Origin of the sequence: Actinomadura luteofluorescens (assembly GCF_013409365.1) — a bacterium.
Lineage (GTDB): Bacteria > Actinomycetota > Actinomycetes > Streptosporangiales > Streptosporangiaceae > Spirillospora > Spirillospora luteofluorescens.
In genome coordinates, this window is the sequence record NZ_JACCBA010000001.1 from 3,695,745 (window position 1) to 3,717,605 (window position 21,861).

Annotated in this window: 23 protein-coding genes, 1 pseudogene and 1 riboswitch; of the genes and pseudogenes, 9 read left to right on the forward strand and 15 right to left on the reverse strand. The window is 74.0% G+C overall.

The window, feature by feature from the left end:
- Positions 1–17: 17 nt before the first annotated feature.
- Both BJY14_RS17010 and BJY14_RS17015 read right to left on the reverse strand, forming a co-directional pair.
- Positions 18–698 (reverse strand): ABC transporter ATP-binding protein, encoded by a 681-nt coding sequence (locus BJY14_RS17010; RefSeq protein ID WP_179844507.1) that lies wholly within the window; start codon positions 696–698, stop codon positions 18–20.
- Positions 695–1,750, reverse strand: coding sequence for an FtsX-like permease family protein (locus BJY14_RS17015; protein WP_179849445.1), 1,056 nt, complete (start codon positions 1,748–1,750; stop codon positions 695–697). The genes BJY14_RS17010 and BJY14_RS17015 overlap by 4 nt, the downstream gene beginning before the upstream one ends.
- A 173-nt stretch (positions 1,751–1,923) precedes the next feature.
- Here BJY14_RS17015 and BJY14_RS17020 point away from each other — a divergent pair, with 173 nt between their 5' ends.
- Positions 1,924–3,129, forward strand: coding sequence for a sensor histidine kinase (locus tag BJY14_RS17020; protein ID WP_179844508.1), 1,206 nt, complete (start codon positions 1,924–1,926; stop codon positions 3,127–3,129).
- Positions 3,126–3,764, forward strand: coding sequence for a response regulator (locus tag BJY14_RS17025; protein ID WP_179844509.1), 639 nt, complete (start codon positions 3,126–3,128; stop codon positions 3,762–3,764). The genes BJY14_RS17020 and BJY14_RS17025 overlap by 4 nt, the downstream gene beginning before the upstream one ends.
- A 55-nt stretch (positions 3,765–3,819) precedes the next feature.
- On the opposite strand, the gene BJY14_RS17030 is transcribed toward BJY14_RS17025, so the two are convergent.
- The 6 genes from BJY14_RS17030 to BJY14_RS17055 form a co-directional block, all read right to left on the reverse strand.
- A complete protein-coding gene (locus BJY14_RS17030; protein WP_179844510.1) occupies positions 3,820–4,446 on the reverse strand; it encodes a DUF305 domain-containing protein in 627 nt (208 codons plus the stop codon).
- 76 nt (positions 4,447–4,522) lie between these two features.
- A complete protein-coding gene (locus BJY14_RS17035; protein ID WP_179844511.1) occupies positions 4,523–5,008 on the reverse strand; it encodes a DUF6153 family protein in 486 nt (161 codons plus the stop codon).
- Positions 5,009–5,106: 98 nt separating this feature from the next.
- The gene (locus BJY14_RS17040; protein WP_179844512.1) at positions 5,107–6,159 is read right to left on the reverse strand and encodes an NlpC/P60 family protein; all 1,053 of its coding nucleotides are present in this window, start codon (positions 6,157–6,159) and stop codon (positions 5,107–5,109) included.
- A 3-nt stretch (positions 6,160–6,162) separates the two neighbouring features.
- Positions 6,163–6,308: riboswitch (cyclic di-AMP (ydaO/yuaA leader) on the reverse strand.
- A 105-nt stretch (positions 6,309–6,413) separates the two neighbouring features.
- Positions 6,414–7,358: a M56 family metallopeptidase gene (locus BJY14_RS45250; protein ID WP_179844513.1), complete on the reverse strand. Its 945-nt coding sequence runs from the start codon at positions 7,356–7,358 to the stop codon at positions 6,414–6,416.
- On the reverse strand, positions 7,355–7,732 hold the full coding sequence (locus BJY14_RS17050) for a BlaI/MecI/CopY family transcriptional regulator (protein ID WP_179844514.1): 378 nt from the start codon (positions 7,730–7,732) through the stop codon (positions 7,355–7,357). Before BJY14_RS17050 ends, BJY14_RS45250 begins: the two co-directional genes overlap by 4 nt.
- Before the next feature lie 4 nt (positions 7,733–7,736).
- A complete protein-coding gene (locus tag BJY14_RS17055) occupies positions 7,737–9,929 on the reverse strand; it encodes an MMPL family transporter (protein ID WP_179844515.1) in 2,193 nt (730 codons plus the stop codon).
- A gap of 165 nt (positions 9,930–10,094) precedes the next feature.
- Between BJY14_RS17055 and BJY14_RS17060 the strand changes: the two genes are divergently transcribed.
- Together BJY14_RS17060 and BJY14_RS17065 are read left to right on the forward strand one after the other, a co-directional pair.
- Positions 10,095–11,309, forward strand: a complete 1,215-nt coding sequence (locus tag BJY14_RS17060; RefSeq protein WP_179844516.1) for a sensor histidine kinase — start codon at positions 10,095–10,097, stop codon at positions 11,307–11,309.
- Positions 11,306–11,989 (forward strand): response regulator transcription factor, encoded by a 684-nt coding sequence (locus BJY14_RS17065; protein WP_179844517.1) that lies wholly within the window; start codon positions 11,306–11,308, stop codon positions 11,987–11,989. Before BJY14_RS17060 ends, BJY14_RS17065 begins: the two co-directional genes overlap by 4 nt.
- 27 nt (positions 11,990–12,016) lie before the next feature.
- Here the strand turns inward: BJY14_RS17065 and BJY14_RS17070 are convergent, their stop codons facing one another.
- Positions 12,017–12,610, reverse strand: a complete 594-nt coding sequence (locus BJY14_RS17070) for a TetR/AcrR family transcriptional regulator (RefSeq protein ID WP_179844518.1) — start codon at positions 12,608–12,610, stop codon at positions 12,017–12,019.
- A gap of 104 nt (positions 12,611–12,714) precedes the next feature.
- Between BJY14_RS17070 and BJY14_RS17075 the strand changes: the two genes are divergently transcribed.
- Positions 12,715–13,011: a hypothetical protein gene (locus BJY14_RS17075; protein ID WP_179844519.1), complete on the forward strand. Its 297-nt coding sequence runs from the start codon at positions 12,715–12,717 to the stop codon at positions 13,009–13,011.
- On the opposite strand, the gene BJY14_RS17080 is transcribed toward BJY14_RS17075, so the two are convergent.
- The 4 genes from BJY14_RS17080 to sigK form a co-directional block, all read right to left on the reverse strand.
- The gene (locus BJY14_RS17080) at positions 12,951–13,430 is read right to left on the reverse strand and encodes a nitroreductase family deazaflavin-dependent oxidoreductase (protein ID WP_179844520.1); all 480 of its coding nucleotides are present in this window, start codon (positions 13,428–13,430) and stop codon (positions 12,951–12,953) included. The two genes, BJY14_RS17075 and BJY14_RS17080, sit on opposite strands and share 61 nt — an antisense overlap.
- 44 nt (positions 13,431–13,474) lie before the next feature.
- Positions 13,475–14,068, reverse strand: coding sequence for a TetR/AcrR family transcriptional regulator (locus tag BJY14_RS17085; protein WP_179844521.1), 594 nt, complete (start codon positions 14,066–14,068; stop codon positions 13,475–13,477).
- A 97-nt stretch (positions 14,069–14,165) separates the two neighbouring features.
- Positions 14,166–14,888 carry an anti-sigma factor gene (locus BJY14_RS17090; protein WP_179844522.1) on the reverse strand — a complete coding sequence of 241 codons (723 nt, stop codon included), beginning with the start codon at positions 14,886–14,888 and terminating at the stop codon, positions 14,166–14,168.
- Complete coding sequence (sigK, locus tag BJY14_RS17095; protein WP_179844523.1) at positions 14,885–15,475, reverse strand: ECF RNA polymerase sigma factor SigK; 591 nt, start codon at positions 15,473–15,475, stop codon at positions 14,885–14,887. The genes BJY14_RS17090 and sigK overlap by 4 nt, the downstream gene beginning before the upstream one ends.
- A gap of 99 nt (positions 15,476–15,574) precedes the next feature.
- Between sigK and BJY14_RS17100 the strand changes: the two genes are divergently transcribed.
- Both BJY14_RS17100 and BJY14_RS17105 read left to right on the forward strand, forming a co-directional pair.
- On the forward strand, positions 15,575–17,116 hold the full coding sequence (locus tag BJY14_RS17100; RefSeq protein WP_312879267.1) for a molybdopterin-dependent oxidoreductase: 1,542 nt from the start codon (positions 15,575–15,577) through the stop codon (positions 17,114–17,116).
- A gap of 79 nt (positions 17,117–17,195) precedes the next feature.
- Positions 17,196–17,825, forward strand: a complete 630-nt coding sequence (locus BJY14_RS17105; RefSeq protein WP_179844525.1) for a fasciclin domain-containing protein — start codon at positions 17,196–17,198, stop codon at positions 17,823–17,825.
- Between the two features lie 163 nt (positions 17,826–17,988).
- On the opposite strand, the gene BJY14_RS17110 is transcribed toward BJY14_RS17105, so the two are convergent.
- The gene (locus tag BJY14_RS17110; protein ID WP_179844526.1) at positions 17,989–18,441 is read right to left on the reverse strand and encodes an STAS domain-containing protein; all 453 of its coding nucleotides are present in this window, start codon (positions 18,439–18,441) and stop codon (positions 17,989–17,991) included.
- A 251-nt stretch (positions 18,442–18,692) separates the two neighbouring features.
- On the opposite strand from BJY14_RS17110, the gene BJY14_RS17115 reads away from it, so the two are divergent.
- Positions 18,693–20,399: a PP2C family protein-serine/threonine phosphatase gene (locus tag BJY14_RS17115; protein ID WP_179844527.1), complete on the forward strand. Its 1,707-nt coding sequence runs from the start codon at positions 18,693–18,695 to the stop codon at positions 20,397–20,399.
- A complete protein-coding gene (locus BJY14_RS17120) occupies positions 20,396–21,541 on the forward strand; it encodes a cobalamin B12-binding domain-containing protein (protein WP_312879269.1) in 1,146 nt (381 codons plus the stop codon). Before BJY14_RS17115 ends, BJY14_RS17120 begins: the two co-directional genes overlap by 4 nt.
- A 13-nt stretch (positions 21,542–21,554) precedes the next feature.
- Here BJY14_RS17120 and BJY14_RS17125 read toward each other — a convergent pair.
- A pseudogene (locus tag BJY14_RS17125) lies at positions 21,555–21,833 on the reverse strand (zinc ribbon domain-containing protein); the annotation flags it as partial.
- Between the last annotated feature and the right edge of the window lie 28 nt (positions 21,834–21,861).

Sequence of the window (21,861 nt, forward strand, 5' to 3'; positions counted from 1 at the left end):
CGGGATTCGGCTCGGCGCTACGCCTCAGAGGGCGCGGACAGGCGGCCGTCGGTCATGGAGTACACGCGGTCGGCGGCGGTGAGCCTGGCCAGATCGTGGGTGACCATGACCGTGGCCAGCCGGCGGTCGCGGGTGAGCCGTTCGAGCAGCTTGACGACCTGCTCGCCGCGGACGTGGTCCAGGGCGCTGGTGGGCTCGTCCACGAGCAGCACCTCCGGGCCGTTCATCAGGGCGCGGGCGATGTTGACGCGCTGGCGCTCGCCGCCCGACATCTGGTGCGGCCGCTTGTGCTCCAGGCCCGCGAGGTCCACGGCGGCCAGCAGCTCGCGGGCCCGGCCGGCGGCGCGCCGCGGCGACCGGCCGGCCAGGTGCGCCATCACCGTCAGCTGGTCGAGGGCCGTCAGCGAGGCCGGCAGGTTGGGCTGCTGGAAGACGATGCCGATGTGGTCGCGGCGCAGCCGGGTCCGTTCGGCGGGACGCAGCCCGGTGGTCTCCCGGCCCGCCACCGAGACCGTCCCGGACGCGGGGGTGATGAGCGTCGCGGCGACGGCCAGCAAGCTCGACTTGCCCGACCCGGACGGGCCGACGACGGCGGCGAACTCGCCGGGCCCGACCTCCAGGCCCACATGGTCGAGCGCGGTCAGGGCGCGGTCCCCGTCGGGGTAGGTCAGGACGACGTCGGTGAGGGCCAGGCTCATCGTGCGGCTCCCAGCGCGGTCAGCGGATCGACAGAGGTGATCTTGCGGATGGCCAGCGCGGCGCCGGCCGCCCCGAGCACGATCATCACCGCGACGGGGAGCACGGTGGTGGCGGCCGAGACCACGAACGGGACCCCGTCCCCGATCGCCAGCCCCGCGAGCCCGCCGGCCGCGCCGCCGAGCCCGGCCCCGGCCAGCAGCACCAGGACGGCCTGGGCGAGCGCGTCGCGCAGCAGGTAGCCGGTGCTCGCGCCGAGCGCCTTCAGCACGGCCACGTCGCCGCGGCGCTGGATCGTCCAGACCGTGAAGAACGCGCCGATGACCAGCGCCGAGATGGCGAACAGGAACCCCCGCATGAGTTGCAGCGACCCGTTCTCGGAGGAGAACGACGGGATCGCGGACTTGGCGTCCCCCTGGGCGAGGGTGGTGGTGCCGAGCCGCCGGTCGGCCGCGCCGAGATCGGCATGCCCGGTCTCGCGCAGCAGCAGGACGGTCGCGGCCCGGTCGCCGCCGCCCGGTTCGAGGGCGCGCCAGTCGTCGATGTCGAGCCAGGCGACCGGCGCGTGACTGTAGGACGACGCGCCGCCCCTGCCGGCCACGGTGAGCCCGTGCCCGAGGACGTCGACCCTGTCGCCGGCCGCCAGCCCGGTGCTGTCGGCCAGTTCCGCCGACAGCACGATCTGCCCGGGCGCGGGCGGGTGCGCCCGGTTCCCCGGGGCGACGCCGAAGAGGGCGGCCGGTGCGCCGCGGTCCCCGGACGGGCAGAAGGACATCCGGCCCATCGAGACGCCGAGCGGCTCGGCCTTCACGCCCGCGACGTCCTGCCAGCCCGACGCCGCCGCCCGGTCGATCCGGCTCCCCGCGAAGGAGGTCTCCCCGCCGAACACGATGTGGTCGGCGGGGAGGTCCTCGATGGCCGAGGCGCTGTCGCGCGCGAGGCCGGCCGTCAGCCCGGACAGCATCGTCACCAGCAGCGTGATGAGCAGCACGACCGACCCCATCAGCGCGAACCGCCCCTTGGCGAACCGCAGGTCTCGCAGTGCCACGAACACCGTGCGCCCCCGTTCCACGTCATCATCCCGAAACCGACGGTTCCCAGCGTGCGCGGCGGACCGCGCCCGGCACATCGTGCGCCGGGACGGGCGGATCGCCTTCTTCCGGACGCCGGGACATCAACCTTTCGATCGATGCGGCTCGCGGATCCGTCGCCTACTGTGAGTGAGAAATGCCGAACGATCTGTTCTCGCCCGCGATGCGGTTGCTCGGCTGGGCCGTGCACGGCACCTTCCTGGTGCTGCTCGCGATCGCCCTGGTGCGCACGCTGCACGACGGGCGGGCGGGGATCGCCGCGGGCGGCCTGGCGCTCGGAGCCCTCTACGTCGGCGGGGTGGTCTGGGCCGGGCACGACCGGCGCGCCCGTCCGGTTCCCGCGCGGCTGTGGCTCGCGCTGCTCACCGCCTCCTGGGCGGGGCTGGCCGCGTCCTCTCCCGACTTCGTCTGGCTGGCCTTCCCGCTGTTCTTCCTCTACCTGCACCTGCTGCCGCTGCCCGCCGCGCTGCCCGGTGTGGTGCTGCTGACGGGCGCGGCGATCGGGGCCGTGGCCTGGCACGGCGGCGGGGTCACGCTGGCGGAGGTGCTGGGCCCGAGCATCGGCGCCTCGGTCGCCACCCTCATGGCCCTCGCCTACCGGGCGCTCTACCGGGAGAGCGAGCAGCGCCGCCGGCTCATCGAGGACCTGGTCCGGACCCGCGAGAGGCTCCTCAGGGCGGAGGCGGACGCGGCACGGCTCACCGAGCGCGAGCGGCTGGCCCGCGAGATCCACGACACGCTCGCCCAGGGGATGTCCAGCATCATCCTGCTGCTGCGCGCCGCCCGCCGCGACCTCGACAGCGACCGCGACGCCGCGGTGGGACGGCTGGCGGAGGCCGAGCAGGCCGCCGCGGAGAACCTTGAAGAGGCCCGCAACTTCGTGCGCGAGCTGGCCCCTCCCGCCCTGCAGCGGTCCTCCCTGCCCGACGCGCTGCGCCGGATCACCGAGTCGGCGGACGCCCGTTCCACCGCCCGCATCCGCTTCCAGGTGTCCGGGCCTCCCGCCGAACTCCCGGTCGACTACGAGGTGGCGCTGCTGCGCATCGCCCAGGGGGCCCTGGGGAACGCCGCCGGGCATTCGGGCGCCGAGAACGTCGGGGTCACCCTGACCTATCTTGACGACATGGTGGTGCTGGACGTCTTCGACGACGGGCGCGGCTTCGACCCCGCGGCGAGCGGCGGGCGGCGGCCGGAGGGAGGGGCGGGCACCGGCTACGGGCTGCGGGCGATGCGCGACCGCGCCCGCGCGCTGGGCGGCGCGCTCACCGTCGAGTCGGCCCCGCGGGAGGGGACGGCCGTGGTGGCGACGCTGCCGCTGCCCGGCGCCGAGGAGCGGCGATGAGCGGGCCGATCCGCATCCTGCTGGTGGACGACCATCCCGTGGTGCGCTCCGGGATCCGCGCCATGCTCGCCGACCAGCCCGGCTTCGCGCTGGTCGGCGAGGCGGCGACGGGACGGGAGGGGGTCGAGGAGGCGCGCCGCCTGTCCCCCGACGTCGTGCTGATGGACCTGCAGCTCGGCGCCGGGATGCACGGCAGCGAGGCCACCCGCCAGATCACCGCCGCCGGGGCGGGCGCGCCGCGCGTCCTCGTGCTGACCACGTTCGACACCGACTCCGACATCCTCGCCGCCATCGAGGCCGGCGCCACCGGCTACCTGCTCAAGGACGCGCCCCCGGACAGGCTGTTCACCGCGATCCGGTCGGCCGCCGCCGGAGACAGCGCGCTCGCGCCGAGCGTCGCCTCGCGCCTGCTCGGCCGGATGCGCTCGCCCACCGCGACGCTGACCGCCCGCGAGCTGGAGGTGCTGAGGCTGGTCGCCGAGGGGCTCTCGAACCGGGGGATCAGCAGGCGGCTGTTCCTGAGCGAGACCACGATCAAGACCCATCTGGTGCACATCTACGCCAAGCTCGGCGTCGACTCCCGCACGGCCGCCGTAGCCGCCGCCACCCGGCGCGGCCTGATCCGCCCACCCTGACCCGGTGCCGACCAGGCGGGCGGGGCCGGAGCCCCGCCCGCCTGGGGCCGGACTGCTACTGCTTCAGCAGGGTCCGCATCTTGGCGATCTCGGCGGTCTGGGAAGAGATGATCTTTCCGGCCAGCTGCCTGGCCGGCGGGAACCGCCCGGCGGACTCCTCGGTCCTGGCCATCGCCACGGCGCCCTCGTGATGCTCGATCATCATCTCCAGGAACGCCTTGTCGAACGCCCTGCCCTTGGCGGCCTCCAGCTCCTTCATGTCCTTCTCGCTCATCATGCCGTCCATGCCGTCCATGCCGCCGTGGTGCATGCCGCCCATCCCGGACGTGCCGGGCGAGGGGACCGGGGAGCCCCAGCTCCTCAGCCACGCGCTGAGCTGCTGGATCTCCGGCTCCTGCGCCTTCTTGATGTCGGCGGCCAGGGCCTTCACCTGCGCCGACGAGGCGCGGGTGGCGGCGAGGCCGGCCATCTCGACCGCCTGCCGGTGATGCGGGATCATCATCTGCGCGAACATGACGTCCTGGCCGTTGTGCGGTCCGGCCTGCGCGCCGCCCGGCGACGCCGAGTGGCCGGGCATGGAGTGCGAGGGCGCCGGGTGCCCCGTCGAACCCTCGTCGTTCCCGCACGCCGCCAGCGCGATCGCCAGGGCGGGGACGGTGAGGAGCGCGAACGCTCGCTTCATGGTGGTAGGCCTTCCGTGCCGAGTGCTGTGATCAGGGGTCGGCGGCGGCGTCCGATCCCGGGCGCCGCTGGACCTCCTACAGCCTCAGCACGCTCAACCCGTGCAGGGACGGTCTCGGCGGCGGGCGTCCGACCAGCAGGATCCGCACCCGCGCCGGCCTCGACACGGCCCTTGGCGGCGACCTTCGCAGGCGCAGGGCCAGGAGGGCCAGGGCGAGCGCGAACAGGGTCAGCATGGCCAGGCAGACCTGGCCGCCGGGATGGTCAGGGTGGCGGTCGGAGTGATGGTCGCCGGACCGGTCGCCCTGGGGCGGGCGGTGCCCCGTCACCGCTTCGGTGACGGGGACCGCGTGCCCGGCGGCCATGGACGTCAGCGGGACGCCGTTCATCCCGGCCGGGCTCGATGTGGCCTGGAAGCCGTGCATCGCCAGCAGGCCGAGAAGCACGAGCAGGCCGGACGCCAGAGAGAGGACGTCCCGGCGCACAGATCGCCTCAGCCGTCCCACCCGCCGTTCCGCGTTCGCGCCGCCCCGCCCGGGGAGGCCGCCGACGTGCATGCTCATCCCGGGAACCAGGGTAGCGAAGCGTGACCGGCGGTCACCGGCGGGTCACCGGAACACGCGACCCCGGAACACGCGACCCCGGAACACGCGACACCGGGTCAGGCGACACGGACTCCACCGGCGAACGGGCGGCCGGCGATCGGGGCGATCTTGACGACGTCGCCGGTCTGCGGCGCGTGGACCATGTTGCCGTTGCCGATGTACATGCCCATGTGGTGCAGGTCGCTGTGGAAGAACACCAGGTCGCCGGGCTTGAGCTGGCTCATGCTCACGTGGGTGCCGGCGTTGTACTGGCTTCCGGTGTAGTGGCCGAGGGTGATGCCGACCTGCGCGTAGGCGTACAGGGTCAGGCCGGAGCAGTCGAAGCCCTTGATGTTGGCGCCCTGCGCGGTGCCGTAGCTCGGGCCGGACGCGTTGCCGCCGCCCCAGGAGTAGGGCACGCCCTGCTGGGCCAGGGCGGCCCGGACGGCCGTCATCGCCTTGGCCGAGGCCCCGCCGGAGTTGATGTTGGGGATGGAGCCGGGCCGCGAGCCGGCGGTGTTGAAGGTGCCGAGCTGCTTCTCGACCTTCTTGAGCTTGACCTGGAGTTCCCGGCGCTTCTTCTTCGCCTCGCCGGTGAGCGCGCGCACCTGGGCGGCGCGCTGCTCGGCGGCCTTGCGGGACCGGTCGGCGCCCTGCATCACCTGGAGCATCTGCGTGATGCGGGTGTCGTTCTGCTTGGCGAAGTAGTTGAGGGTGGCCGACTGGTCCAGGACGGCCTGCGGGTCGGAGGCCGAGGCGAAGCCGATGGCCGGGTCCGCGGGGCCGTTCTTGTAGCTGTCCGCGGCGATCTTCGCCATGCGCTCGCGCGCCTCGTCCAGGGCCTTCTGCTGCCGCAGGGCGCTGCTCCTGGCCGTCTTCGCGGCGTGCTCGGCCTGCTTGAGGCGCTCGCGCAGCCCGTTGTACTGCTCGCTGAGCTTCTCGGCCTCGTCGGCGAGCTTCTCCTGCTGCGCGGTCAGTTGCTTGCGCGTCGGCTTGGGCTCGGCGTGGGCGGGCGCGGGGGCGAGAAGCCCGGCGGACAGCGCGAAGGCGGCCGTCCACGCCGTGACGTTCCGGCCGGTGCGGATCCTGCGGCGGGCTGTCGTTCGGGGGCCGGCAGCTCGTCGCTGCATGCGGTGTCCTCTCCTGTAACGCCTACCGGGTCAGCTGACGGGTTCGGGCCGGAGTCGCCCTTCCGTCCGCGCGGGACGGATTCACCCCTGAAGATCGGGTCCCCGGTTCCCCGGACGGAGCCGTCCGCGGGATTCGGCGCGGTCGCCGGCCGTCCCCGGCGGGGACGTCGGACCGTGACCTCCTACGGAGCGTAGGAGGTTTACGGTCGGTTCGCCACCGAAGCGGAGCATTTCCCCAAAAGCCACATACCGTCTCAGCAGGTGGCGGCCAGCTCGGCGATCGCCGCGGCCCCGGCCAGAAGCGGCGCGACGACCGCCGCCACCACGAAGAGGCCGGCCGCGAGCCGGACGGCACGGCGCGGCCTCGGCGGAGCGGCGCCCTCCAGCCGCAGCACCCGCTCCCTCAGCGCACCGGCGGCGGGCGCGCCCGCCGCCCCGAGCGCCCCCGCGCCGGTCGGCGCCGCCGAGAGCCGGCACAGGGCGCCGACCAGCGGTTTCCTGCCGTGGACGCGGACCGCGGCGTCGTCCGCGGCCATCTCCAGCAGCAGCGGCAGCCGCGCCTTCGCGCGCCGGACGGTCGGCAGCCACGGCAGCATGGCGTGGACCAGGTCCAGGGCCAGCAGGAGCACATGGTGGCGCTGGCGCAGGTGCGCCCGCTCGTGCGCCAGGACGGCGCCGAGCTCCTCGGCGCTGAGCGCCCGCTGCGCCCCGGTGCTGACCACGATCGCGCGGTGCCGGGACGGCAGCGAGTACGCCACCGGCACGGGATGGTCGAGGACGAGGACGTCCGGATGGCGCCGGTCCTCGCCGGCGACCAGCCGCAGCATCTCCCGGTGCCGGCGGCGGTGGCGCACGGCCCGGCCGAGCCTCGGCAGGCCGCGGGCGAGGACGGCGGCGCACGCGGCGGCGAGGAGGGCGGTCGCGACCGCCGCGGCGACGGTGGCGAGACGGCCGTGATGGGGCAGGCAGTCGCGCAGCCGCGACAGGAACCCGTGGCCCGGGCCCGGCGGCGCGAGCAGCGCCGCCGCCGCGCTCCCCGCCGCCGCGATGGTCGTCCCGGCGAGGGCGGCCGCCCAGCAGGCGATCGCCGTCCCCGGGCCGACGGCCGAGCGCCGGAGCAGATCCAGGGCGGGACCCGCCGCGCATCCCAGCAGGACCACCGAACCGGCCAGGCAGGCCACCAGGAGGATCACGGTCACGCGTCCTCGCCGGCGGTACGCCGTCGCAGGGCGTCCAGGAGGTGCCGGGCGTCCTCCGGCGGGACGCTCTCGGCGAACCTCGCGAGGATGGCGCCGTGGTCCGCGGCCTCGCTCAGGGCGTCCATCATCAGCTCGACCGCGTACTCCTCCTGCGGCCGCGTCGGGCTGTAGCGGAAGGCCGTGCCGTCCTGCGTGCGGCGGACGAGCCCCTTCTGCGCCAGGCGTTCCGCCACGGTCTGCACGGTGTTGTAGGCCAGCGCCTTGTCCGCGTTCTCGTTCAACTCGGCCAGCAGTTCACGGATCCGCAGCGGGTGGGGCGCCGCCCAGAGCACGTCCATGATGGAGCGTTCGAGCGCCCCTCCGAGTGCGGACACGCGGTCACCTCCGTCCCGCCCCCATTGTGCCGGACGTCTCCTGAGCACCCGCCTCCAACAAGGGGGTCTCTCCAGCGTGGACGGGCCTGCGGCGCCCGGGCATCCACCAGTTGGCCCCGCCGCACAGCTCCATCACCGCGGGGACGAGGATCATCCGGACGATGGTGGCGTCCACGAGCACGGCGACGGCCATGCCGAGGCCGATCTGCTTGACCGACACGTCGGGGCCGAGCAGCGACGTCCCGAAGACGGCGATCATGATGGCGGCCGCGGCCGTGATGACCTTGGCGGTGCGCGCCAGCCCGCGGGTGACGGCCGTCCGGGTGTCGCCGGTGCGCTCGTACTCCTCCCGGACCCGCGAGATCAGGAAGACCTCGTAGTCCATGGACAGGCCGAACAGGAGCGGGAACATCATCATCGGCACCCAGGTCGTGATCGGCATGGCGGTCGGGAACCCGAAGGCCTCGCCCAGCCACCCCCACTGGACGACCGCGACCAGCACGCCGTAGGCGGCGCCGATCGACAGCAGGTTCATCACCGCGGCCTGCACCGCGATCGTGACCGACCGGACCAGCGCGACCAGCAGCACGAGGGACAGGGCGACGACGACCCCGATCATCAGGGGCAGGCGGGAGCCGACCTCCTCGGCGATGTCGATCGCGCCGGCGTTCGGGCCGCCCACCTGGATCCCGCCGCCGCCCGGCGCCCCGGGCAGGACGTCGTCGCGCAGCCGGTGCACCAGGTCGGCGGTGGCCTCGTCCTGGGCGCCGGTCGCGGGGAAGGCCATGAACGTGGCCGCCCGGCCGTCGGCGCTGATCCGGGGCGGCGTGACGGAGGCGATGCCCTCGGTCCGGCGGACCGCCTCGACGACGGGACGCAGATCGGCGTCCGCGGACCCGATCCGCGCGGCGAAGATCAGGGGCGCGCCGTAGCCGGGCCCGAAGCCCTCGGAGAGGATCGCGTAGGAGGTGTGGCTGCTCCGGTCGTGCGGCTGGACGCTGGCGTCGGGCAGGCTCAGCCGCATCGACAGGACGGGGGCGGCGAGCACCAGCAGGCCCGTCCCGGCCAGGACCGCGGCGGCCAGCGGCCTGCGCTGCACCACGCCGGCCCAGCGCTCGGCGGGGGGACGGTGCTCGCGGGTGCGCGGGCGGGACGCGCGGCGCGGCAGCCGCAGCGAGTCGATCCGGCGGCCGGTGAAGCCGAGGAGCGCCGGCAGCAGGGTCACCGCGGCCGTCATCGTGACCAGCACCGTCACCGACGCGGCGATGGCCACACCGGTCATCAGCCGCTGCCCCATGACCACCAGGCCGAGCAGCGCGATCACCACGGTGGTGCCGGCGAACAGCACGGCGTGCCCGGCGGTGGAGATGGCCTTGGCCGTGGCGCCCTCGGGGTCGTCTCCGTCCTGGAGGGCCTCCCTGTAGCGGGTCACGATGAACAGTGCGTAGTCGATGCCGATGCCGAGCCCGACCAGCGCGGCGACGAGCACCGTGAAGTCCGGCGCCGGGACGAGGTGCCCCACCAGCCTGATCAGGGCGATGCCGCCGAGGATCGCCGTCAGCGCCGTCGCGATCGGCAGGCCCATCGCGACCAGCGATCCGAAGGAGATGAACAGGATCACCGCCGCGGTCAGCAGGCCCACGCCCTCGGCCGGGCCCTGCTGGGGCGTCTCGGCCTTCTCCGCCCGCTCGCCGCCCAGGCCCAGCGTCACGCCGTCGCCGGAGGCGTCCTTGACCGCGTCCACCAGGGGTCTGACGTCGGACTTCTTGGCCTCCGCGTCGGTCAGCGGGATGGTCGTCCTGGCGATGCGGCGATCGCGCGTCACCAGGTTCCCGTCCTGGTAGGGCGAGGTCACCGGCCCGGTGACCGGTGAGGCGTCCAGCTCGGCGACGACCTTCTCGATCCGCCGCCGCGCGGCGGGGTCGTCGATCCCCTTCGCCGCCTTGATCGCGAGGGTCAGGGTGTCGCCCCGGCGCTCGGGGAAGTGCTTCTGGATCAGCTCCTGTGCCTTGGCGGAACCGGAGTCCCCGCCGGAGAAGTCGTTGTCGGTTGGGGCGCCGTAGCCGAAGCCGGCGAACGCCACGGCGATCACGCCGACGAGCCAGGCCAGGAGGACGAGGCGGCGGCGCCGGTGGCAGAAGCGGGCCAGCGCCGCGAGTGCGCCGTCCGGTCCAGGGTGTGCGGATTGCTCGCTCATGGCGGCGATCGTCGCGCCGGCGGGGCGCCCGCCGCGTCTGACGGGGGACGGCCGCGCCTACGCGTTCGGGCGTACGCGGCACCGTGGCCCGCTCCACCTGGCGGAGGAGCAGGTCACGCGCCTGAGCGCAGGAGCGTCCCCGCACCACGACAGTAGGATTCCGGCATGGAACGCCGTACAGGGACGTTCTCCCTGCGAGCGGTGACGCATGACGTCCTGCTCGCGCTCTTCGTCACCGTGATGCAGGTCCAGGGGACGGTCGCCCGTGTCGCCGCAGAAGGGGCGACGCGGCCGCTCGCCGACCTGGGAGAACTCGGCTACGCGCTGCTGGTGGTGAGCGGCCTCGCCCTGCTCGCCCGCCGCCGGTGGCCGGTGGCGGTGTTCGCCGTCGCCGCGCTCGCCAGCCTGGCGTACTACGGTGCCGGCTTCCCTGACGGCCCCGGCTGGCTCGCGCTCTTCGTCTCCCTCTACACCCTCGCGGCCTACGGCGACGGGCGCCGGTCGCTGGTGATCGCCGGTTCGGGGATCACCGTGCTGGCCGCCGTATGGCTGTACACGGCCGCCGACATCGAACCGCGCGCCGCCATCGGCTGGGTGTTCTTCCGCATCGGCGCGTCGGTCATGAGCGCGGCCCTCGGCGAGTCCGTCCGGTCCCGCCGGGTCATCGCGGCCGAGGCCGAGAAGCGCGCGGAACTGGCCGAGCGGACCCGCGAGGAGGAGGCGCGGGCGCGCGTGGACGCCGAACGCCTCCGGATCGCCCGCGAGGTCCACGACACCGTCGCCCACGCGGTGGCGATCATCAACGTGCAGTCCGGGGTCACCGCGCACGTGCTCGACAAGCGCCCGGAGCAGGCGCGCGAAGCGCTGCGGACCATCGAGGAGACCAGTTCCCGGGCGCTGCGGGAGATGCGGGCCGTCCTCGGCGTCCTGCGCGACGACGGCGACGGCCGCGCACCGCACCCCGGCCTGGACCAGATCGACGAGCTCACCGCGAAGGCGCGCGAAGCGGGGCTGGACGTCACCCTGGAGGCGTCCCCGCCCGCGGCGCCGCTGCCGAGCGCGGTGGGCAGCGCGGCGTACCGGATCCTCCAGGAGTCGGTCACCAACGTGATCCGCCACGTCGGCCCCACCCGGGTGACGGTCGCGCTCAACCCCGGGACCGACGTCCTGGAGATCCGCGTGACCGACGAGGGCCGCCGCACCGGGGACGGCGCCGCGAGCGCCCCGGGCGGCCCCGGCCACGGGATCCTGGGCATGCGCGAGCGCTGCCGGCTGCTCGGCGGCGAACTCGACGCCGGCCCCACTCCGGGCGGCGGGTTCGAGGTGGCGGCCCGGCTCCCCCTCGCGCCGGCCGGCCCGCGGCGGGAGGCGGCACCGTGAGCGCGCCGTCCACGGCACCGATCAGGGTGCTGCTCGCCGACGACGAGGGGCTCGTGCGGTCCGGGTTCAAGCTGCTCATCGACGTCGAGGACGACATCGCCGTGGTCGCGGAGGCGACCGACGGCGCGCAGGCCGTCGACCTGGCCCGCGCCGCCCGTCCCGACGTCGTCCTCATGGACATCCGCATGCCGAGGCTGGACGGCATCCAGGCCACGGCGCGGATCACCGCGACGCGCGGGCTGGAGGACGTCCGGATCCTCATCCTCACCACCTACGACACCGACGCCTACGTCTTCGAGGCGCTGCAGGCCGGGGCGAGCGGCTTCCTGCTCAAGGACGCCGGGCCGGCGGAGCTCCTGCACGCCATCCGGGTGGTCGCCGCCGGAGAGGCGCTGCTCGCGCCGCGCATCACCAGGCGCCTCATCGGCAAGTTCACCGCGTGGCACACGGCGTCGACGAACGCGCGGGACCGGCTCGCGCCGCTCACCGGCCGCGAGCGGGAGGTGCTGGCCCTGATCGGGCGGGGGCTGAGCAACCAGGAGATCGGGGCCGAACTGTTCATCAGCCCGGCGACCGCGCGCACCCATGTCAGCCGCACGATGGCGAAGCTCGGGGCGCGCGACCGCGCGCAACTGGTCGTCGTCGCCTACCAGACGGGCCTGGTCGTCCCCGACGCGTGACCCCGGGCGTCCTGACGCCGGCGCCGGTCAGTGCGGGGGGTCGCCGAGCCGGCGGACGATGCGGACGAGTGCGGCGCGCTGGCCGTCCGGGTCGTCGTCGAGGTCGGGCATCAGCATCCGCCGGAGCTGCGGGGTGGCGAACCACCAGCCGGCGAGGACGATGACGGAGTACAGCAGTTCCCGGGCCGCCAGCCGGGTGTCCAGGTCCCCCGACTGCTGCGCCCTGGCCAGCGCGGCGATCTTCTCGGCGTAGTGCGCGGTCCGCTCGGCCTCGGCCGCCACCGGGCCCTCGCCGGCGCTGTGGAGGCCCTCCCAGTGCAGCAGCCGGACGAAGTGCGGGTGCGCGCGGTGGTAGTCGAAGACCTGGCCCGCGTACTCGCCGAGGTCGCGGGCCGCCTTCTCGTCCAGCGGCACGGCCTCGGCCAGGCGTTCCAGCTCCGTGGTGAGGACGATCGCGAACATCTGCCGCTTGTTGCCGAAGTAGGAGTAGATCCGCTCCTTGTTCACCCCGGCCGTGGCGGCGATCCGGTCCATGCGGGCGGCCTCGGGGCCGTGGGCGGCGAACTCGCCGACCGCGGCGTCCAGGATGAGCCGCCTGGTCTTCGCGGTGTCCCATGCCATGGCCCGAGCATACCGAAGATTCCAACTAATGAGTTGGAATCTGCCGCCGGTCGTGGCAAACTCCAACTCACGAGTTGGAGTTATCGAAACCGCAAGGAGACGCCATGCCCCCGGTCCGCCCCACGCCCCCCGCCGCCGCGGCGCCGTCGATCCACCTGCGCGCCGCGTTCACCTGGCTGGCCGTGTACCTCATGATCATGGCCACGCAGCTGCTGCTGGGCCCCCTGCTGGGCTCGCTCTCCCTGCCGCTCCGAACGCTCGTGGTGACCGGCGTGGTCGTGCCCACCGTCGTGTACGCGCTCGTCCCCGCGATCCTGCGGACCTACGGCGCGCTGCGCCGTCAGGGCACGCGGCGGGGGACGAAGCGCACGAACGGGATGTGGTGGCCGACCTGGCGGTAGTCCTCGGCACTGCCGTCGACGGCGAAGCCCATGAGCTTGCACAGCTGCCGCGCGGCGGCCGGGTGGCGAGGGGCGTACCGGGCCATGATCTCGCCGCCCTCCTCCGTCGGGATCGGGGAGGCGGTCGCCTGGACGCGCCTCCCGCCGATCTGGAGCGTGACGTCCGGGCTCGCCATGACGTTGCGGTACCAGTCCGCACGGGGGCCGAAGCCGGAGGCGGCGACGTAGCCCCGTTCGTCCTTCTGGACGACCTCGATGACGACCTGGCGCGGCAGGCCCGAGACGCGGCCGGTGTGCGTGAGCAGCATGACGCGGCGCCCCATCAGCGGCCCGAGCCCCACGCGGTACAGCCGGATGGGCAGCCGCCACAGCACGCGGCGCAGTCCGGTCGGCGGCGCGGGCCTGTCGATGATCTCCATGACTCTCTCCTTGCCGAGGTCGGGACGGCGGGTCCCGAGGATCCTTAGCTCCGCTGTTCCAGCAGGTCGTCCACCGCGGACAGGACGTCGCCGACCGGGAGGGCGTCGTCGATCATGTAGTGCAACATCACCCCGTCGATCGCCGCGGTGATCAGGGTGGCCGCGCCCGTGAGGCGGCGCGGGGGCCAGTCCGGATGCAGCGCACGGAGGCGGTCCGCGATCTGCGCGCGGGCCTCCCGCAGCTCGTCGCGCAGCACCGCGCCCAGCGCCGGGTCGCGCATCGCGCCCACGATCAGCTCCGCGGCCAGCCGGGAGCCGAGCTCGTCGGCCGGAGCCTGGGCCAGCTGGCGCCGCATCGCCTCCAGCGCCGCGCGCTCGTCCGGCGCTCCCAGGAGCTCGGCGACCATCGGCCCGACGATCAGGTCCGTGGCCTGCCGGAAGATCGCCGCGTGCAGCCCGGCCAGCCCGCCGAAGTGGTAGTGGATCAGGCCCGGGTTGGTGCCGGCGCGCTCGGCCACCGCGCGGGTGGAGACGCCCGGCCAGCCCTCCCGGCCCAGCAGCGCGATCCCGGCGTCCACCAGCTGCCGGCGGCGGCGGTCGCCGCGCGGTGAATTTGGTCGATCGGCCAAGTTGGTCACATGACCAAGTTAGCACCGGTGGAGCGGCGCCGGAACGGACATGGGAGACCCGCCGCCGGAAGGTCGTCTCATCCGGCGGCGGGCCGGTCTCGCGCCCTCAGCCGACGCCGAGGGTCAGGATCGGGGCGCCGCTCGGCCGGGACGAACCGCCCGCGGGCTCGACGGTCACGCCGATGCGCCGGGCGTCGCCGAGGCCCGAGGCGATCAGAGGCCGGTCCTTGCCCGACGGGTTCATCGTCCCGGCCGAGCGCGGAGCGGCCGGGCCGAGCCACCAGAGCTGGTACGTCCTCGCCGACGGCAGGCGCGGCATCCGGGACGTCGTGACGACGGCCCTGCCGAGCGAGCGCGACGAGACGACCGTGACGGTGGCGGCGTCCGGCGTCCGGACGGTGGAGGTGTGCGCGTCCGGCGCGCTCATCACCGCGGCGACCTGCCGGTTCAGGGACTGCTCGTGCTCGGCGGACCGCTGGAGGTGCCAGGCCGCGCCGAGGCCCGCCATCGCCAGCACCAGGCAGGCCGCGGCGGCCAGCCAGGTCAGCCCGCGCGTGCGGGGGGACGGCGGGCGGCGGGCGAGCGGCGGCGACTGCCGGGTCCGGGCGATCTCCGCCATGACCCGTCCGCGCAGCTCGTCCGGCGGGCGCCGCGCCGCGGCCAGCGCCAGCCGCGTCGCGGTCTCGCGGAACCCCGCGGCCTCGTCGGCGCAGGCCGGGCAGCCCCGCAGGTGGCGCTCGAAACGGCGCCGCTCGGTCTCGGTGAGCGCGTCCAGCGCGTAGGCGCCGGCGAGCCGGTGCGTGTCGTGTTCATGCAGGTCGTGGGTCATGGCTGCACTCCCAGGCAGTCACGCAGCCGGATGAGTCCGTCGCGCATCCGGGTCTTGACGGCGGCGAGGCCGACGCCGAGCAGTTCGGAGACCTCGCGGTAGGTGTAGCCGCCGTAGTAGGCGAGCCTGATCGACTCGCGCTGGGTCTCGGTCAGGCCCCGCATGCAGCGGCGCACCTGCTGGTACTCCAGCCGGACGCCGACCTCCTCGGCGACCTCGTCGTACTCCGGCCCCGGCGCGGCGGCGCGCTCCTCGCGGTCGCGGTCGGCCTGGCTGGAGCGGACCCGGTCGACGGCGCGGCGGTGCGCCACGGTCAGCGCCCACGACGTCGCGCTGCCGCGTTCCGGACGGTAGTGCGACGCCTTGCGCCACAGCTCGACCAGCACGTCCTGCGCGATCTCCTCCGCCTGCGCGGGATCGCGGACGATCCGCAGCGCCAGCCCGTAGACGGGCCCGGACAGGCGTTCGTACACGTCCCCGAACGCCTCCTGGTCGCCGCGGGCGACGCGGCCGAGCAGCTCGGCCAGGTCCGGCGGCTCGACGCCGACCGCCCCCACCGGGCGCGGTCCGATGCCCGCTTCGTTCATCTCCACACTGATGATTCGGTGCGGACGGCCGGACGGATGGGTTCGGATCCCGATGAAATTTCGACCCATCCATCTGCCGTCCGGCCCCGAACACCGGTTGTGACAGACGAACGAGCGACCGAGCCACCGCGTCCGGTCACCGCCGCCCTGAGCGGGGCGGCGGCCGGCGCGGCCGCGCTGGGGGTCGCGGAACTGGCCGCCGGTGCGCTCGGACGGGCGTCGTCCTCGCCGCTGCTCGCGGTCGGCGCGGGCTTCATCGACCTCACCCCGGGGTGGCTCAAGGACTTCGCGATCCGCCGTTTCGGCAGCGACGACAAGACGGTGCTGCTCATCGGCCTCGGCGCCGGGATCACCCTAGCGGCCCTGGTCATCGGGCTGTTGAGCCGGCGTCGGCTTTCGTGGGGCCTGGCCGGGCTCGGTGCTTTCGGAGCGGTCGGGGTCGTCGCGGCACTGACCCGGCCGATCGCCGGGCCCGCCGACGCGGCGCCGTCCGTCGTCGGCGCGCTGGCGGGCATGGCCGCGCTGACCGCGCTGGTACGCGCCGCCCGCCCCAAGGACACCGGCCCCGGAACGGAGGTGGATCGGCGGCGCGTGCTGCTGACCGGGGCCGGAGTGATCGGCGTTGCCGCGGCCGGCGGTGTATCCGGGCGGGCACTGCTGCGCCGCGGCGACGTCACCTCCGTCCGGGCGGACCTGCGGCTGCCTCGCCCGGCGAGTCCGGCGCGCCCGGTGCCCCAGGGAGCGCAGGTGCGGGCGGCGGGGATGACGCCGTTCCACACGTCCGCCCGGGACTTCTACCGCGTCGACACCGCGCTCACCCTGCCCCAGGTCGACCCGCGCGACTGGACGCTGCGCATCCACGGCATGGTCGGCCGTCCCGTCGAGCTGTCGTTCGACGACCTGCTGCGCGAGGCGCTGGTCGAACGCGACATCACCCTGTCGTGCGTGTCCAACCAGGTCGGCGGCGACCTCGCCGGCAACGCCCGCTGGCTGGGAGCGCCGCTCGCGCCCCTGCTGCGCAGGGCGGGGATCCACTCAGGCGCCGACCAGATCCTGTCTCGCTCGGCCGACGGCATGACGCTGTCCACCCCGATCGAGGCGATCCTCGACGGGCGGGACGCCATCCTCGCCGTCGGCATGAACGGGGAGCCGCTTCCGATCGCCCACGGCTTCCCCGCGCGCATGGTCGTCCCCGGCCTCTACGGTTACGTCTCGGCCACCAAGTGGGTCGTCGACCTCAAGGTCACGCGCTTCGCGACCGACCGCGCGTACTGGACCGAGCGCGGCTACGCCGAGAAAGCCCCGATCAAGACGTTCTCCCGCATCGACGTGCCGAAGCCGCTCGCCGGCGTGAAGGCGGGGCGCGTCGCCGTCGCGGGCACCGCGTGGGCCCAGCACCGCGGCGTCGACGCCGTCGAGTGGCAGGTCGACGACGGACCCTGGCGGGAGGCGCGGCTCGCGCCCGTCCCCGGCCTCGACACGTGGCGGCAGTGGGTCGCCGAGTGGGACGCCGCCCCCGGCTCCCACACGCTCCGCTGCCGCGCGACCGACGGGACCGGGCACACGCAGCCCGGGCACCGCGCCCCGCCGCTTCCGGACGGCGCCACGGGATGGCATTCGGTGGTGGTCACCGTGACCTGAACCGCCCCCGCACGCGACCAGTCCCGCTCGACGGACGACCGCATCCGGTCCACCGTAGTTTCCGACAAAGGAGTTCACCATGTACCGCAACCGCATCGTCGCCGGCGTCCTCGCGGCGACCGCCCTCGCCACCGGCACGGCCGCCTGCTCCGGCGACGACAAGGGCGACGCCGCCGCGGCCCCGGCCGGGTCGTCCGCGCCGGCGGCCCCGACGAGCGAGGCGCCGACCGGGGGCCAGCCGTTCGGGCCCGCCTGCTCGGCCGTCCCGGCGTCCGGCAAGGGCAGCTTCCAGGGCATGTCCGCCGACCCCGTCGCGACCGCCGCGTCCAACAACCCGGTGCTGTCCACGCTGGTCAGCGCCGTGAAGGAGGCCGGTCTGGTCGACACGCTCAACTCGTCGAAGAACCTCACCGTGTTCGCGCCCACCAACGACGCGTTCAAGAAGATCCCGAAGGAGACGCTCGACAAGGTCATGTCGGACAAGAAGACGCTGACGAGCATCCTCACCTACCACGTGGTCGGCCAGCAGGTCTCGCCGAGCGGGCTGGGGACGGGCGACTTCAAGACCCTGAACGGCGCCATGCTCAAGACCAGCGGCTCGGGCGACTCGTACACGGTCGGGAAGGACGCGAACGTCGTGTGCGGCAACGTCCAGACCGCCAACGCGACCGTCTACATCATCGACAGCGTCCTGATGCCGCCCAAGTGACGCCCGTCTCGCGGCCGGGGCCCCGGGGCCCCGGCCGCGCCGGGCGCGCGACCCGGTAGCAATATGGCCTGATCGAGATATGAGAGCGGCCACCGGGACAGGTGGTACCGGGCGGTATTCGCCTAAGGCGCCGAACCCGTCCCGCTCGCCCGGACGGCTCCTTTCAGGAGGCGTCCTGGCGCGCGTTGGGAACCAATGGCGAGGGCTGCGCGCCGGCCCGGCCGGCGACCTTCGCGAAAGCGTGCCGCAGCGTCGGGCTGATCAGGATGTGCGCGTCGAGGCCCGTGCGCTGCAGGATCCGGTGGCACACCGGGCTCGGGCGGCTGAGGACCAGCCGGCCCTGCCGGGCCGTGACGGCCTTCCACAGGCCCACCAGCGCCCCCAGCCCGGAGGAATCGCAGAACCTCACATCCTGGAGGTCCAGGATGATCCGCCATTCGGCCGTCGCGTGAGAAAGAACATGTTCCCGGAAGGCGTCGGCCGTGAGGTAATCGATTTCACCTTCCACATGCACGAGAATGCAGTCGTCGCGGTTCTCGACGCGTATTCGGAGCCTGTCCTGCGGGTCGTGCCACAGTCGAAGCGACGTATGATTCCCGTCCTGTACCGCGTCCATCACCAGACTCAACCTCCCGTTGAGGCGAGGCTACCCCGGAACGCGGCGGACATTCCTGAGGCGCCGATCTTGAAGCGCCGCCCCCCGGCTGACCTGGTCGTACTCCGGCCGACCGGGGCCCGCCGACGAGGTCGAACGAATCTTTGCCTTTCGGCAACTGTCTTGTTCCGGTTAGGGTGGTGACGAGGACAAGATCCTTGTTTGGCGGCTCAGCTCAGGAAGGAAGTGGTCCCGCCGCAGGCTGCGACGTGATGGAACTGACTCAAGGCATAGACGGCACTCGGCGCCTGCTCGACCCGGCGCTGGGGCCCGGTCCGTATCCCGCGCTGGCCGTGAATCCCGGCGGTACCGTCACGCGGCTCAACGACGCGGCGCGCCTGCTCCTCGGCATGATCCCGGGCACCGCCCTGGACGACGCGGCGCCCGGCTGGCTGGCCGACGCGCACCACGCGCTGACCGGCGCCCCCCTCGCCACCGTGACCGACGCCGACCTGTCCCATCCCGGTACGTCGCGGCCGGTCGCGCACGGCGCCATCGGCGAGCGCGCCTTCGAGGCCCACGGCGTCCCCGACGAGGGCCCCGACGGTCCTGGAACCCCGCCGGGGACGGTCTGGTGGCTGTTCGACGTCACCGAGCACCGGCGGCTGGAACGGGAACTCGCCGACGAGCGGGAACGCACGGCCTTCCTGGCGGAAGCGTCCAGCCAGCTGCTGTCGTCGCTGAACCTGGAACGTTGCATGGAGGTCACCGTCCAGCTCGCGGCGCGCTACCTCGCCGACGCCGCGCTGGTGATCGCACCCGGTTCCGGACGCGCCTTCCCCATCTCCTACTGCGGCCCGGACGGCCGGGTCGACCATCAGGAACTCGTCGTGGACCCCGCCGAGGTCCCCGGGCTCGCGGAGGCCATGCAGGGGTTCCCGCCGGTGCCCTCCCGCTGGCTCGACCCGACGGCCGCACCCCCCTGGATCCTCCGCGCGGACCTGGGCGACCTCGCCGCCATGGTGGTGACCGCGCTTCCCGGGCACGGCGTGCCCGCGGGTGCGCTGGTGCTGCTCCGGCGCGGCGGGCAGCGCGCCTTCTCCGAGGGCGAGGAGATGATCGCCCGCCTGTTCGCGGCGCGGGCCGGCGCGGCGATGTCGGCCGCCCGCGTGTACGCCGAGCAGGCGTCCATCACCGAGACGCTGATGCGCGAGCTGCTGCCGCCGCGCACCCGGGAGCTGGGCGAGGTGGAGCTGGCGGCCCGCTACCGGCCGTCCGGCGCCGGAGAGCGGGTCGGCGGCGACTTCTACGATCTGCACCCGGCGGCCGCGGGCTCCGGCCCGGAGCAGGAGTCGCTGGTCGTGCTCGGCGACGTGTGCGGCAAGGGCCTGGAGGCCGCCGTGCTCACCGGCAAGATCCGCAACACGCTGCAGGCCCTGCTCCCCCTGGCCGACGACCACAAGCGCGTGCTGGAGCTGCTGAACGGGACGCTGCTGAGCAGCGAGTCCACCCGCTTCGTGACCCTAGTGCTGGCCTCGGTCCGGCGGGAGGGCAACCAGGTGCGGCTGCGCCTGACGAGCGCGGGCCACACCCGCCCGCTGATCGTGCGGGCCGGCGGCGAGGTCGAGACCCCCGACACGGGTGGGTCCCTGATCGGGGTCCTGGACAAGATCAGTTCCAGGACCGCGACCGTGCTGCTGGAGCCGGGCGACACGTGCCTGCTCTACACCGACGGCATCACCGAGGCCGTCGGCGGCCCGCTCGGCGACGAGATGTTCGGCGACGACCGGCTGAGCGTCGAGCTCGCCCACTGCGGGGGCATGCCCCCGGAGGCCCTCGTCGAGCGGGTGCACATGCTCGCCTCCGAATGGGTGGGCACCGGCAAGCACGACGACATGGCCGTGGTGGCCATCACCGCTCCCCGGCGCTTCCACCTGAGCGCCGTAGGGGGGCAGGGACCGGGGAGGTTCACCGCGTGACCGGACCCGCACGTCACTACGGGCCTCCCCCCGGGCTCGACGCGGCGACGGACGGACTCTGGGACGCCGTCATCGCGGGCGACGAGTACGCCGCCGCCGACGCCGTCACGACCGCGCTCGACCGGGGGGCGGACGCCGAGACCGTCCTGCTGGAGATCATCGCGCCGCTGCAGGCCCGGGTGGGCCGCGAATGGGCGGCGAACCGGCTCACGGTCGCGCAGGAGCACACCGCGACCGCGATCAACGAGCGGACGATCGCGGCGCTGGCGCACCATCCGGCCGTCCGCAAGACCCTCGCGCGCCACGCCGAGCGGCCGCGCGGCCGGGTGGCGGTCGCGTGCATCGACGGGGAGTGGCACGCGCTGCCCGCGCGGATCCTGGCCGAGGTGCTGCGGCTGCGCGGCTGGCAGGTCGACTACCTCGGCGCCCAGGTGCCGACCCCGCACCTGATCGCCCACGTGCACCGGACGAACCCCGCCGTGGTGGCGCTGTCGTCCTCGATCGCCACCCGGCTGCCCTCCGCGCACGCCGCCATCACCGCCTGCCAGGCGACCGGTACCCCCGTCCTGGTGGGCGGCGCCGCGTACGGAACGGACGGCCGGTACGCCGCCCTGCTCGGCGCCGACGGCTGGGCCCCCGACGCCCGCTCCGCCGCCGACCGGCTGGCGGAGGGGCCGCTGCGCAAGCCGCCGCCCGTCCACCAGGTCGTCGACGACCTGCCGCACCTGGCCGACCAGGAGTACACGCAGATCAGCCGGACCGCGCGCGGGCTCGTGCGGCACGTGATGAAGGAGCTGCCCGCCCGTTTCCCGGCGATGGCGGACTACACCGACCAGCAGCTCCGCCACACCGCCGAGGACATCGCCCACATCGTCGACTTCCTCGGCACCGCCCTCTACGTGGACGACCCCGACCTGTTCACCGGGTTCATCACCTGGACGGCGGGCATCCTCGGCGCGCGCGGCGTGCCCGCCCGGAGCCTCCTGCCCGGGCTGGACCTGCTCGCCGAGCAGCTCGTCGACTATCCCCGGGCCGCGGACCTGCTGTCCCGCGCCTGTGACACTCTCCGGCAGCCACTGCCGGACGCCGCCGACACCGCCCCGAGCCCGGTGAGCGATCCCGCCGAAGGAAGGACTGCTTGACTTCCTCCTCCGCCTACAGGCGAGAGGTTCCAGCGGTCGCCCGCTGGGTTTCCTGCTTCGCCGACGACCGCCTCGTCCGGGAGGTATCCCGTTGAGGTCTCACACCGTCTCCACAGGCGGTCACCGCCAGCCCGGCGGCCAGGATGTTGCGCGCGGCGTTCACGTCACGGTCATGGACGGCGCCGCACCCGCACGTCCACTCGCGGACGTCCAACGGCAACCCCTCGCGGACGGTTCCGCAGGTTCCGCACAGCTTGGTGGAGGGGAACCACCGGCCGACCACGACCAGGTCGCCACACGCCGAAACGCCCCGGCTTTCC

Coding starts and splice junctions, on each gene's coding strand:
- BJY14_RS17010 (WP_179844507.1), bottom strand. CDS start 698: ATGAGCCTGGCCCTCACCGACGTCGTCCTGACCTACCCCGACGGGGAC.
- BJY14_RS17020 (WP_179844508.1), top strand. CDS start 1,924: ATGCCGAACGATCTGTTCTCGCCCGCGATGCGGTTGCTCGGCTGGGCC.
- BJY14_RS17025 (WP_179844509.1), top strand. CDS start 3,126: ATGAGCGGGCCGATCCGCATCCTGCTGGTGGACGACCATCCCGTGGTG.
- BJY14_RS17030 (WP_179844510.1), bottom strand. CDS start 4,446: ATGAAGCGAGCGTTCGCGCTCCTCACCGTCCCCGCCCTGGCGATCGCG.
- BJY14_RS17035 (WP_179844511.1), bottom strand. CDS start 5,008: ATGAGCATGCACGTCGGCGGCCTCCCCGGGCGGGGCGGCGCGAACGCG.
- BJY14_RS17040 (WP_179844512.1), bottom strand. CDS start 6,159: ATGCAGCGACGAGCTGCCGGCCCCCGAACGACAGCCCGCCGCAGGATC.
- BJY14_RS17055 (WP_179844515.1), bottom strand. CDS start 9,929: ATGAGCGAGCAATCCGCACACCCTGGACCGGACGGCGCACTCGCGGCG.
- BJY14_RS17060 (WP_179844516.1), top strand. CDS start 10,095: ATGGAACGCCGTACAGGGACGTTCTCCCTGCGAGCGGTGACGCATGAC.
- BJY14_RS17070 (WP_179844518.1), bottom strand. CDS start 12,610: ATGGCATGGGACACCGCGAAGACCAGGCGGCTCATCCTGGACGCCGCG.
- BJY14_RS17075 (WP_179844519.1), top strand. CDS start 12,715: ATGCCCCCGGTCCGCCCCACGCCCCCCGCCGCCGCGGCGCCGTCGATC.
- BJY14_RS17080 (WP_179844520.1), bottom strand. CDS start 13,430: ATGGAGATCATCGACAGGCCCGCGCCGCCGACCGGACTGCGCCGCGTG.
- BJY14_RS17090 (WP_179844522.1), bottom strand. CDS start 14,888: ATGACCCACGACCTGCATGAACACGACACGCACCGGCTCGCCGGCGCC.
- sigK (WP_179844523.1), bottom strand. CDS start 15,475: ATGAACGAAGCGGGCATCGGACCGCGCCCGGTGGGGGCGGTCGGCGTC.
- BJY14_RS17105 (WP_179844525.1), top strand. CDS start 17,196: ATGTACCGCAACCGCATCGTCGCCGGCGTCCTCGCGGCGACCGCCCTC.
- BJY14_RS17110 (WP_179844526.1), bottom strand. CDS start 18,441: ATGGACGCGGTACAGGACGGGAATCATACGTCGCTTCGACTGTGGCAC.
- BJY14_RS17115 (WP_179844527.1), top strand. CDS start 18,693: ATGGAACTGACTCAAGGCATAGACGGCACTCGGCGCCTGCTCGACCCG.